Genomic DNA, 12,179 nt, shown 5'->3' with positions numbered 1-12,179 from the left:
CCCCCGAGGGGCGCGCCCGCACCGATGGAGGATTGAATGTCCAAGACAGCACTCGTGATTTCGGCGCATTCGGCGGACTTCGTCTGGCGCTGCGGCGGCGCCATCGCGCTGCATCAGAAAAAGGGCTACGACGTCACCGTCGTCTGCCTGTCCTACGGCGAGCGCGGGGAAAGCGCCAAGCTGTGGAAACAGGACGGCATGACGCTGGACACCGTTAAGACCGAGCGCCGGAAAGAGGCCGAGAATGCCGCTGCCGCGCTGGACGTCCACGACATCCAGTTCTTCGACGTGGGCGACTACCCGCTGGATCTGGGACGCGAGACGGTGGACCGCATGGTCGACGTGATCCGCGCCGTGCAGCCCAGCTTCATGATGTCCCACTCGAAATGGGACCCCTACAACACCGACCACATGCGCACGACCGACTTTGCGCTGACCGCACGGATGGTGGCGCAGGCCTGGGGCCACAACCCGGGCGAAAAGGTGCTGGGCGCGCCGCAGCTCTACCTGTTCGAGCCGCACCAGACCGAGCAGATGGAGTGGAAGCCCGACGTCTTTCTCGACATCTCGGAGGTGTGGGACAAGAAATGGGCCGCGATCCAGTGCATGCAGGGGCAGGAGCACCTGTGGCACTACTATGAGAACGTGGCCCAGAACCGTGCCAACCACTTCCGCCGGAACTCGGGCGGGCAGTCGGGCGGACGCGCGGCGACTCACGCCGAAGGCTTCCAGTCGGTCTTCCCCCGCACCGTGGACGAACTCTGATGTCCGGGGTCGTGGTTCAGAACATCGAACGGGCCGAGCCCGATATCATCCGCCGTCTCGGGGCCTGCGGCGTCGCCACGGTGCACGAGGCGCAGGGCCGCAAGGGGCTGATGGCCCCCGGGATGTCGCCGATCTATCCCGGCGCCGCGGTCGGGGCCTCGGCTGTGACGATCAGCGCCCCGCCGGGCGACAACTGGATGCTGCACGTCGCGATCGAGCAGTTGCAGGAGGGCGATATCCTCGTCCTCGCGCCGACCTCGCCCTGCGACGACGGGTATTTCGGCGACCTGCTGGCAACCTCGGCCAAGGCACGCGGCTGTCAGGGGCTGGTGATCGACGCGGGTGTGCGCGACGTGGCCGACCTGACCAAGATGGGCTTTCCCGTCTGGTCGAAGTCCGTCCATGCGCAGGGCACGGTGAAAGAGACGGTGGGGTCGGTGAACGTGCCCATCGTCTGTGCCGGCGCCTACCTGCGCCCGGGCGACATCATCGTCGCCGATGACGATGGCGTCTGCGTCGTCGCGCGGGAAGAGGCGTGGGGCGTGCTGGAAAAGGCCGAGGCGCGGATCGCCAAGGAGGAGGAGAAGCGCCAGCGGCTCGCCTCGGGCGAACTGGGGCTCGACATCTACGGGATGCGCGACCGGCTGGCCGAGAAGGGCCTGAAATACGTCTGAGACGGCCCGGACCGGGCCCGGGGGGCATCCCCCCGGGCCCTTAGGGATATCGACGGACCAAAGATGAGGGAGGGGGGCACATGCCAGATGGCGTGCGCTGCATGTGGATGCGCGGGGGGACCTCGAAGGGCGGGTATTTCCTTGCCGAAGACCTGCCCGAGGCGCGCGATGCGTTCCTGCTGGGCGTGATGGGTTCGCCCGATGCGCGCCAGATCGACGGTATGGGCGGCGCCGATCCCCTGACCTCGAAGGTCGCTGTCGTGCGCAAGTCCGAGCGCGAGGGCGTGGACGTCGACTACCTGTTCCTTCAGGTCTTCGTCGACGAACCCATCGTCACCGACAGCCAGAACTGCGGCAACATCCTTGCCGGGGTCGGCCCCTTCGCGCTGGAACGCGGGCTGGTCGAGCCGCGCGGCGTGACGACGGACGTCACGATCTACATGGAGAACACCGGGCAGATCGCCATTGCCACGGTCGAAACCCCGGATGGGGTGGTCAGGTACACGGGCGAGGCGCGCATCGACGGCGTGCCGGGCGGCGCGGCACCGATCCCCATCGCCTTCGAGGACACCGCCGGATCCAGCTGCGGCGCGTTGCTGCCCACCGGAAACGCGGTGGACGAGATCGACGGCGTGGCCTGCACCCTGATCGACAACGGCATGCCCTGCGTGGTCATGCGGGCCGCGGATCTTGGCGTTACGGGCTACGAGCCGCCCGCCGAGCTTGAGGCGAACACGGACCTGCGGGCCCGGCTCGAAGCGATCCGCGCCCAGGCGGGCCCGATGATGAACCTCGGCGACGTGTCGGAAAAGTCGGTGCCGAAGATGACCATGGTCGCCGCCCCGCGCGACGGCGGTGCCATCGCCACGCGCACCTTTATCCCGCATCGCTGCCATTCCTCGATCGGGGTTCTGGGCGCGGTCAGCGTCGCGACCGCCTGTCTTCTGCGCGACGGGCCCGCCGCAGGCCTGGCCGAGACGCCCGAGGGCGCCGAACGGACGCTTTCGATCGAGCATCCCAGCGGCGAAACCACCGTAATCGCCACGATGGAGGGCGAGGAAATCCTTCGCACCGCCATCCTGCGCACCGCCCGCAAGCTTTTCGACGGAATAGTTTACCCAAGGTAGGACGATCATGAGCAACTGGATTCTCACCCTGAGCTGCACGAACCGCCCCGGCATCGTGGCCGCCGTCACTGGCCGACTGGCCGAGGCCGGCGGCAACATCACCGAGGCCGCGCAGTTCGACGACCCCGTCACCGGCAGCTTCTTCATGCGGGTGGCCTTTGCGCTGGACGGCGACATCGCGGTGTTCCGCAGCGCGTTCGAGGGGCTGGCAGACGAGTTCGGCTTTGAATGGACGCTCAACGACGCCGCGCAGAAGCGCAAGGTGCTGCTGCTGGTGTCGAAGTTCGACCACTGCCTGGGCGACCTGCTGTACCGGATGCGCCTGGGTGAGCTGAACATGGAATGCGTGGGCGTCGTGTCGAACCACCCCTCGGACGTGCTGAACCTGACCCTGCACGAGGGCCTGCCCTACTACCATTTCCCGATCACCAAGGACACGAAGGCCCAGCAGGAGGCCCAGATCAAGAACGTGATCGAGGAGACTGGCGCCGAACTGGTGGTGCTGGCCCGCTACATGCAGATTCTGTCGGATGATTTCTCGGCCTACCTGTCGGGCCGCTGCATCAACATCCACCACTCGTTCCTGCCCGGGTTCAAGGGCGCCAAGCCCTATCACCAGGCGTTTGAGCGGGGCGTGAAGATGATCGGTGCGACCTCGCACTACGTCACCGGCGATCTGGACGAAGGCCCGATCATCTATCAGGACGTCGAGCAGGTCAGCCACGCCGACACGCCCGACGATCTGGTGCGCAAGGGCCGCGACATCGAACGCCGCGTCCTGGCCCGTGCCGTCCGCTGGCACCTGGAGGACCGCGTGCTGCTGAACGGGTCCAAGACCGTGGTCTTTTCGAAGTAAGACAAGGAGCGAGCCCCATGAAGATCGGATTTCTCGGCTATGGCGAAGCGGCGCGGGCCTTTCGCGCGACCCTGGCCGAACATGATCCGGGGCTCGACTTCCTCGCCTGGGACATCGCGCTGCACCGGCAGGGCGCCTCGGAAATGTCGCGGGCGATCGAAGCTGACGGGGTCGGGCTGACCGACCCCGCGGGGCTGGGCGCGGCGGACTGGCTGATCTCGGCCGTGACCGCCGACCAGAGCCTCGAGGCGCTGACCTCGATGACGCCGCACCTGCGGCAGGGGCAGGTGGTGGTCGACATCAACTCGGTCTCACCGGGCCGCAAGCGTGACAGCGCGGATCTGGTGACGGGCCGGGGCGCGCGGTATCTCGACATGGCCGTCATGGCGCCGGTGCATCCGCGCGGCCACCGCACGCCGGTGTTGTGCGCCGGACCGCTGGACGGCATCGGCGACCAGCTCGACCGGCTTGATTTCGCGTGGCGCAAGGCGGGCGACGATGTGGGGCAGGCGACGGCGATCAAGATGTGCCGGTCGCTCTTCGTGAAGGGGCTTGAGGCGATCACCGTCGAATGCCTTCTCGCGGCCGAGGCCTCGGGCTGTTTCGACGAAATCCATGCCTCGATCTCCGACAGCTTTCCCGGGCTGGGCTGGCCGGACTTCGCTGCCTACGAATTCGAGCGGACGCTCCGCCATGGGGCGCGCCGCGCGGCCGAAATGCGCGAAAGCGCCGCGACCGTGTCCGAACTGGGCCTGAACGGCGCGCTGGCCTCGGAAATCGCGGCGGTGCAGGACGCCATGGGCGCCGCCGATGCTGCCCCGCCCGACCGCGACAACCTGCGTGCCGGTATCCGCGCCGTGCTAAACGCCCGCCGCAAGGACTGATCGGGCGGGGGCTGAGCGGACCGGAGCTGATCGGGCAGACGCCTGAGCGGGCAGAGGCCGGGCAAGCAGGGGCGCAACGTCACGATTTGCCCTTCGCGCACTGGCGCGGCATGCTGCCGGACGGTTCGGCTAAGGAGGCCCCATGGAGGAACCACGCGGTCACACCCAGGCCATGCGCGCGCAATTCGCGCTGCGCCAGCGCATCCTGTCGGGCGCGCTGAAAGGTGGTCAACGGCTGGTCGAGATGACCCTGGCCGAGGAGATCCGGATCTCCCGCACCCCGATCCGCGAAGCCATGTCGCGGCTGGTCGAAGAGGGTCTGCTGGAGCGCGCCCGCAGCGGGTTCCGGGTGCGCAAGTTCACCATGCCCATGGTCCGCGACGCGATAGAACTGCGCGGTCTGCTGGAGGGCGCCGCCGCCCGCCACGCCGCCGAACGCGGGCTCGACCCCGAGGAGATGGCGCAGCTGACCGATCTTATTGCCCGCATGGACACCGTCTTGGACGGCGGCCTACACGACGGTGCGGAGGATCAGGAGGTGCGGATCGAAACCTTCGCCGCGCTCAATTCCGAGTTTCACGGGTTGCTGGCCGACCTGTCACGCTCGGACATCTTCCGGGGCGAGATCGCGCGGACGACGGTGATCCCCTTCGCCTCGCCCTCGGCCTTCGTGCCGAACCACCTGACGCGCGAGCGGTTCTTCATCTCGCTCATGCATGCACAGACCCAGCATCACGCCATCGTCGAGGCGATCGGCGCGCGACAGGGCGGACGTGCCGAAACGCTGGTGCGGGAGCATGCGCAGGACCCCCGGCGCAACATCGAGTTCCTGCTGGCCCATCGCGACGAGATGCAGGTGTCGTTTCCCGGGGCTGCGTTGGTTCAGGACTGATCGTATACAATAGAGGTTGATGTTGGCGCCTTGGATCTATTCTATCTGCGTATTGCATACACTATGCGCATGGGAGGATACATGGCACAGTCGCTGGAAGACCGGATCAAGGACGCGGGCAACATCTCGCAGATGCTGCAGAACTCGACCGTGGGGCGATATGTCTACCCGATCCCCGCCGAGTTCACGAACTGGATCGAAGAGCAGAGAGCCTGGCGCGAAACCGCCGTGCTGTTCGACCAGTCCTTCCACATGACCGACCTCTACGTTCGCGGTCCCGACACGATGAAACTTCTTTCGGATCTGGGGGTGAACAGCTTTGCGGGCTTCGGCCGGAACAAGGCCAAGCAGTTCGTCTGCTGCAATCACGACGGATACGTCATTGGCGACGTGATCTGCTTCGGGCTTGAAGATGACGAGGTCAATCTGGTGGGTCGCCCGGTGGTGCCGAACTGGGTGCAGTTCCACGCCGAAACCGGCGGCTATGACGTCGAGGTCGAGCGCGATCAGCGCAGCCTCGACAACCCCGACGCCCCACGCAAGACGTATCGCTACGAGGTGCAGGGCCCCAACGCGATGGCAATCCTCGAGGCGGTGAACGAGGGCGGTCCGCTTGTCACCAAGTTCTTCAACATGGGCGAGATCACCATCGCCGGATGCAAGGCGCGCACCCTGGCCCACGGCATGGGCGGCGCCAAGGGTCTGGAACTTTGGGGCCCGTTCGAGGACGGCGAAAAGGTGAAGGCGGCAATCCTGAAGGCAGGCGCGGCGCATGGGCTGAAGCAGGCCGGGCATCGCGCCTATTCCACCGTTGCGATGGAATCGGGGTGGATCCCGTCGCCCCTGCAGGCGATCTATACCGGCGACGCCATGCGCGCCTACCGGGAATGGTTGCCCGCCTCGGGGTTTGAAGGCGTCGCATCGACCGGCGGGTCGTTCCAGCCCGAGAATGTCGAGGACTACTACCTGACCCCCTGGGATCTGGATTACGGCCGCGTGGTGAAATTCGACCATGACTTCATCGGCCGCGCCGCGCTGGAGAAGATGGCGAAGCAGAAGCACCGCAAGAAGGTGACGCTGGTCTGGGACAAGGCCGACGTGCTGAAGATCTTTGCCGGTCTCATGGAAGAGGGCGAGATGCCCAAGCTGATGGAGATGCCCGCGGGCCACTACGCCGCACATCCCTATGACCAGGTGCTGAAGGACGGCCGGATGGTCGGTATCTCGACCTACCCGGTGTATACAGCGAATGAACGGGCGTGGATCTCTCTGGCCATGATCGACGAAGACGTGGCCGAGATGGGCGGCGCGTTCTCCATCCTCTGGGGCGAAAGGGACGGGGGCACCGCGAAGCCCGCGGTCGAGCCGCACCGCCAGATGGAGATCGGGGCCATTGCGCATCCCTGGCCAATCCACGAAGCATCGCGCCGGGAGTATCGCAGCCAGAGCTGATCCCCGGCGGCAGAGCCCTGCCCGATCGGCCCGGCCGTCCGGCTCGGCCGTTCGGGTCGGCGGTCGGGGGCGTCGACCGCACGCCTCCGGCGCAAAGGCGGCTTGCGCCCTGGTCCGCGAGTCGTGCGGGGTCCGGCCCCCGGCCTGAGGGCAGAGCCGGACCCCGCCCGGCGCGGGCTGGACGGCATCTGGAACAATCGTTGCGTTCCACCTACATCCCCATGTATACATCTGGACCAAGTGACCGATTGATGCTGGGAGGAGCGCATGGGTATTCTGGACTTTCTGGGCGGCAAGAAGAAGGACGCGGGCGATGCGCCCGCCGTCGATCTGCGCCCCGTCCTCGACGGTTATTCGCTTGAGGTGATGCCGCGTACCGCCACCAAGGTCGAGGATTTCCCGGCTCTCGTTCCGGCCAAGACCCGCATCTACATCGCCCATATCGAGGGCACGCCGATCGAAGAGATGCTGGCCACCGCCAAGCGTCTGCACGAGGACGGCTTCAAGGTGATGCCGCACTTCCCCGCCCGGATCATCAAGGACCAGGCGACGCTTGAGGACTGGATCAAGCGGTATCGCGACGAGGCCGACATCCGTCAGGCCCTTTTGCTGGCGGGCGGTGTGGACAAGCCGCATGGCGACTATCATTCCTCGATGCAGCTTCTGGAAACCGGGCTTTTCGACAAGTACGGGTTCGAACGGCTTCACGTCGCGGGCCACCCCGAGGGCAACAAGGACATCGACGCCGACGGATCGTCCGCGAACGTCGATGCCGCGGCGAAGTGGAAGCAGGATTTCAGCCAGCGCACGGATGCCGAGATGGCGATGGTGACCCAGTTCGCCTTCGACATGGCGCCGGTGATCGAATGGGCCGACCGGCTGAAGGCCGAGGGCGTGGATCTGCCGATCCATGTCGGCGTCGCGGGCCCGGCCAAGCTTCAGACCCTCATCAAGTACGCCATCGCCTGCGGCGTCGGCCCGTCGCTGAAGGTCCTGCAGAAGCGCGCCGCCGATGTCAGCAAGCTGATGGTCCCCTACGAGCCCACCGAGGTGCTGGAACAGCTCTCGGCCCACAAGCAGGCCAAGCCCGACAGCAACCTTGCCAGCGTGCATTTCTTCCCGCTGGGCGGGATCAAGACCAACGTGACCTGGGCCAACGAACATGGCGGCGCCCAGCCGATGCGCGTCGGCTGAAGCGGTCGCGCGTGGGCCGCGCGCTGCGGTCTCGCATCGGGGCCCCGCGCGACCCGTGCGCCCATGTGTGGCGCCGGGGCCATGTGTGACCGGCGGGCAGTGACGCCGCACAGACGGGGCCCGCGCTATAGCGGCACCGCCTCGGGCTGGCGGCGGATCGCGTCCAGCAAATGGTCTGCGCCCGGGGGCAGCATGCCCTTGCGGCGCCGATAGACGCGGAAGGCGCGCGGCCAGGCCAGTTCTGGCGCGTCCAGCGCTGCGATCCGCCCTTGCCCGGCGTCGTCGCGCATCAGCGGCCATGGCATCCACAACAGCAGGTCCTGCGCCAGGGCCGCCGATTTCAGCACCTGCACCGACCGCGATGTCAGCGCGGGCGCGCGCGGCTCGATCCCCTCGGCATGGAAGCGGCGCAGCCATTCGCGCCCCACGGGCGAGGTCAGAGGCGGCAGCGCCCAGTCGGCCCCGGCCAGCGCCGCCAGATCCTGCCGCGCGCCCTGCAGTGGATGGCCGCTGCGGGCATAGACCGCCACCGCATCGCGAAAGGTCTCGGGCGTCGCCAGCGCGATTTCGTCGTCGACATAGGGTTCGGGCGAGATCGCCAGGTCGATGGCGCCGGCCTTGAGACTGTCCAGCAGCGCATCCTCAAGCTCTTCGACGATCTGGAACCGCATGTCGGGGTGGTCACGCCGCATCCGCGTGATCGCCGCGACCAGCAGCGTACCCACGACGCTTCCGACACCGCCGACCCGCAGCACCCCGCGCCGGGCGCCCTTCATCTGCCGCACGAGCGACTCGGCATTCGCGGCCTCGGTCACCAGAAGCTCGGCATAAGGCAGAAGCGCCGTGCCGTAGATCGTGGGCACCACGCCCCGGGTCGTCCGGTCGAAAAGCGGCGCGCCGAGCCGCGCCTCGAGCTTGCCCAGGGCCCGCGTCACCGCTGGTTGCGCGAGGTTCAGCGCGCGCGCCGCCCGGCCCAGGCTGCCCTCGCGGCAGCAGGCCAGCACGATCCGGGCGTCGCGAAGATCTATGCTCATATCAAAACGGTATGACTTTGGCCCGGATTGCACAATTCCGAAGGGGCCGCCGATCTGCGAAACTTGCCCCGACAACGCCGCACGCCCGGGCCTCGGGCGATTCGCGGCGCGAAGGGAGGACATCATGAACAAGGCGTCACAGCTGCATCCGACCGGCCGCTCGGACCACGGCGTCACCGTGGCCGAGGCCGTCTTTGCCTTCATGCGGCAGGCGGGAATCGACCGGATCTTCGGCAACCCGGGCTCGACCGAGCTGCCGATGTTCGTCGATCTGCCGAAGGATTTCGATTACGTGCTGGGCCTGCAGGAATCCATCGTCATCGGCATGGCCGATGCCTATGCCCAGATCACCGACAACGCCGCCTTCGTGAACCTGCACTCGGCCGCCGGGTTGGGGCATGCGATGGGCAACCTCTATACCGCGTTCCGCAACCGCGCGCCCCTTATCGTGTCGACGGGCCAGCAGGTGCGAGAGCTTCTGCCGGGCGATCCGTTTCTCTTCAACGAGGCACCGGCAGAGATGGCCGCGCCCTATGTGAAATGGGCCGTTGAGCCTGCCCGGGCCGAGGATGTGCCCGCCGCCATCCAGCGCGCCTATTTCACCGCGATGACCCCGCCGCGCGGGCCCGTCCTGGTCTCGGTCCCGCTGGACGACTGGGCGCGCCGCACCCATCCGCTGCCGCCGCGCGGGATGCGGTTCGGGCTGGGGGCCGATCCCGAAAGGCTTGCGGAACTGGGCCGCGACATCGACGCGGCGCAGGAGGTGGCGATCGTTGTCGGCCCCGGCGTGGACGCAGACCGAGCCTGGCGCGAAGTGCAAGACCTTGCCGAAAAAATTCAGGCGAAGGTGTGGGTGGCGCCCATGGCCTCACGCGCGGGATTCCCCGAAAATCATCAGAATTTCGCGGGATTCCTGCCTGCAAGGCAGCCTGCGCTGTCGGATTGCCTGTCTGGCGCCGATCTCGTCCTTGTCCTCGGTGCACCGGTTTTCACCTATCATTTCCCCGGAACGCCCGAACACTTGCCGCCCGACACGAAATTGTGGCTTGTCACGGATGACCCGAGACAGGCGGCCGGAGCACTGACCGGCACTGCCATGCTGGCGGATATCCGCCTGGCCGCCCGGGGGCTGGCTGCGAACTGCTCGCCGCGGCCGCCCCTGACCGGGCCCGCCCGACACGTGCCGCGTGTCGCGGTGCCCGACCGGATCACCGACGCCTATCTCTATCAGGTGCTGACCGACCTGCGCGATCCGGGCAGCATCGTCGTGGAAGAGGCGCCCACCGCCCGCGACGCCCTGCATGATCATTTCCCGATCACCCGCCCCGCGGGGTTCTTCGCGACCGCAAGCGGTGGCCTGGGCTACGGCCTGCCGGCCGCCGTGGGGGCCGCATTGACGCGGCCCGGCAAGACGGTGATCGCGCCGATGGGCGACGGGTCGAGCATGTATTCGATCCAGGCGCTGTGGTCGGCGGCCGAGCATGACGCGGACGTGTTCTTCGTGATCCTGAACAACGGCGGATACGGCGCGTTGAAGGGGATCGCCAAGCTGGGGCAGGGGCGCGACGTGGCAGGCTGCGAGATCGGGCACCTCGACTTCGTGTCGATCGCCCAGGCGCAGGGCGTTCCGGCGCGGCGCTGCGACGATCCCGCCGCCCTGCCGGGTATCGTCAAGGAGATGCTGGCGCAGACCGGGCCGCGGCTGCTGGAGGTCATCCAGACCCCGCCCGCGGCGACCTAGGGACGGCACGACGCCCGGGAAATTGCAAAAGAGGAGGAGATCGAGATGAACGTCATGTCCAATCCGCAAGGCACGGGGACCCCCCTGAAGGCGCCCGAGAAGTTCTTTATTGATGGCGCTTGGGTTGCGCCGCTGTCGGACAAGACGCTGGAGGTTGTGTCGCCCGTCAGCGAAGAGGTGATCCTGACCTACCCCGAGGCCGGCCCGGAGGACATGGACCGCGCCGTCGCCGCCGCGCGGGCGGCCTTCGACACGGGGCCGTGGCCGCGGATGACCCCGGCGGAACGCGCGGGCTATTTGCGCAAGGTGGCGCAGAACATCGAGGATCGGCTGGACGAGATCGCGCAGGTCTGGACCGCGCAGGTGGGCGCGCCGATCATGCTGACGCGCAAGCTGTGCGGCCAGAACGCGACGCTGTTCAACTACTACGCCGACCTGATCGAATCCTATCCCTTCGTCCGTGAAGAGACGCGGGGCGACGGTGGTACGACGCGCGTGGTCAAGGAGCCCGTGGGCGTCTGCGCGGCGATTTCGCCCTGGAACGCGCCGATGGTGCTTTTGACCTACAAGATCGCGGCGGGCCTGGCGGCGGGCTGCACCTTCGTGGCCAAGCCGTCGCCCGAAACCCCGCTCGAGGCCTACATCCTAGCCGAGGCGATCGAGAAGGCGGGGCTGCCCAAGGGTGTCTTCAACCTGGTTCCCGCGGGGCGCGAAAGCGGCGACTACCTGATCCGGCGACCCGAGATCGACAAGGTGGCCTTTACCGGCTCGACCGCAGCGGGCAAGGCCATCGCCGGCGTCTGTGCCGAGCGGCTGGCGCGCGTCAGCCTTGAACTCGGGGGGAAATCCGCGGCGATACTGATGGAGGATGCGGATTTCTCGAAGGCGATGATGCCGCTCATGGTCTACAGCATGCCGATCACCGGGCAGGTCTGCTTCTCGCTGACCCGGATCCTCGTGCCCGAAAGCCGCAAGCAGGAATTCCTCGACATGTTCGTGCCTGCGGTGAAGGGCATCAAGGTGGGCGATCCCTCGGACCCGGAAACCCAGATGGGCCCGCTGTCGCAGGCGCGTCAGCTTGAGCGGGTCGAAGGCTATATCGCGGCGGGCCGCGAGGCCGGCGCGACGCTGCTTTGCGGCGGAGGACGGCCCGAGGGCAAGGACAAGGGGTTCTATATCGAACCAACGATCTTTGCCGACGTGACCCCCGACATGAAGATCGCGCAGGAAGAGATCTTCGGCCCCGTCGTGTCGGTCATCGGCTACAGCGACGAAGACGACGCGATGCGCAAGGCGAATGACTCGATCTATGGCCTGGCCGGCGCGATCTTCACTGCGGACCCTGAGAAAGGCTACGCGATGGCGCGCCGGATGCAGGCGGGCAATATCAGCGTGAACGGGATGATCGTCGACCCGACCCTGCCCTTCGGCGGTTTCAAGCAGTCCGGCATGGGGCGTGAAGGCGGGGTGGAAGGGCTCGACAACTATGTCGAGACCAAGTCGATCCACTTCGGCTGACGCCCGGGGGGCGATCCCCTGTGCCGGATCGCCCCCGCCGCC

Annotated in this window: 11 protein-coding genes; 10 read left to right on the top strand and 1 reads right to left on the bottom strand. The window is 67.1% G+C overall.

Going from position 1 to position 12,179, the window contains the following annotated elements; all coding sequences use genetic code 11:
- Window positions 1-36: 36 nt before the first annotated feature.
- From EKE94_RS10465 to EKE94_RS10430, 8 genes are all read left to right on the top strand, one after another.
- Window positions 37-765: a PIG-L deacetylase family protein gene (locus EKE94_RS10465; protein ID WP_127906556.1), complete on the top strand. Its 729-nt coding sequence runs from the start codon at window positions 37-39 to the stop codon at window positions 763-765.
- Window positions 765-1,439, top strand: coding sequence for a 4-carboxy-4-hydroxy-2-oxoadipate aldolase/oxaloacetate decarboxylase (locus EKE94_RS10460; RefSeq protein ID WP_127906555.1), 675 nt, complete (start codon window positions 765-767; stop codon window positions 1,437-1,439). Before EKE94_RS10465 ends, EKE94_RS10460 begins: the two co-directional genes overlap by 1 nt.
- 80 nt (window positions 1,440-1,519) lie before the next feature.
- On the top strand, window positions 1,520-2,566 hold the full coding sequence (locus tag EKE94_RS10455; protein ID WP_127906554.1) for a 4-oxalomesaconate tautomerase: 1,047 nt from the start codon (window positions 1,520-1,522) through the stop codon (window positions 2,564-2,566).
- Window positions 2,567-2,573: 7 nt separating this feature from the next.
- Window positions 2,574-3,422 carry a formyltetrahydrofolate deformylase gene (purU, locus tag EKE94_RS10450; protein WP_127906553.1) on the top strand — a complete coding sequence of 283 codons (849 nt, stop codon included), beginning with the start codon at window positions 2,574-2,576 and terminating at the stop codon, window positions 3,420-3,422.
- A gap of 17 nt (window positions 3,423-3,439) precedes the next feature.
- Entirely contained in the window at window positions 3,440-4,306 is an 867-nt protein-coding gene (locus EKE94_RS10445) for an NAD(P)-dependent oxidoreductase (protein ID WP_127906552.1), read from the top strand.
- Window positions 4,307-4,448: 142 nt separating this feature from the next.
- Complete coding sequence (locus tag EKE94_RS10440) at window positions 4,449-5,198, top strand: GntR family transcriptional regulator (RefSeq protein WP_127906551.1); 750 nt, start codon at window positions 4,449-4,451, stop codon at window positions 5,196-5,198.
- Between the two features lie 81 nt (window positions 5,199-5,279).
- Window positions 5,280-6,650, top strand: coding sequence for an aminomethyltransferase family protein (locus EKE94_RS10435; protein ID WP_127906550.1), 1,371 nt, complete (start codon window positions 5,280-5,282; stop codon window positions 6,648-6,650).
- 267 nt (window positions 6,651-6,917) lie between these two features.
- A complete protein-coding gene (locus EKE94_RS10430; protein WP_127906549.1) occupies window positions 6,918-7,844 on the top strand; it encodes a methylenetetrahydrofolate reductase in 927 nt (308 codons plus the stop codon).
- Window positions 7,845-7,969: 125 nt separating this feature from the next.
- Here EKE94_RS10430 and EKE94_RS10425 read toward each other — a convergent pair whose 3' ends face one another.
- Window positions 7,970-8,878 carry a LysR family transcriptional regulator gene (locus EKE94_RS10425; RefSeq protein ID WP_164870886.1) on the bottom strand — a complete coding sequence of 303 codons (909 nt, stop codon included), beginning with the start codon at window positions 8,876-8,878 and terminating at the stop codon, window positions 7,970-7,972.
- 124 nt (window positions 8,879-9,002) lie between these two features.
- On the opposite strand from EKE94_RS10425, the gene mdlC reads away from it, so the two are divergent.
- Entirely contained in the window at window positions 9,003-10,619 is a 1,617-nt protein-coding gene (gene mdlC, locus EKE94_RS10420; RefSeq protein ID WP_235855978.1) for a benzoylformate decarboxylase, read from the top strand.
- Window positions 10,620-10,664: 45 nt separating this feature from the next.
- Window positions 10,665-12,137 carry an aldehyde dehydrogenase gene (locus EKE94_RS10415; protein WP_328590483.1) on the top strand — a complete coding sequence of 491 codons (1,473 nt, stop codon included), beginning with the start codon at window positions 10,665-10,667 and terminating at the stop codon, window positions 12,135-12,137.
- Window positions 12,138-12,179: the final 42 nt, after the last annotated feature.

Source organism: Mesobaculum littorinae (assembly GCF_004011175.1).
Lineage (GTDB): Bacteria > Pseudomonadota > Alphaproteobacteria > Rhodobacterales > Rhodobacteraceae > Tranquillimonas > Tranquillimonas littorinae.
Note: the sequence above shows the minus strand (reverse complement) of the source record. Positions and strands in the feature narration are given on the sequence as shown.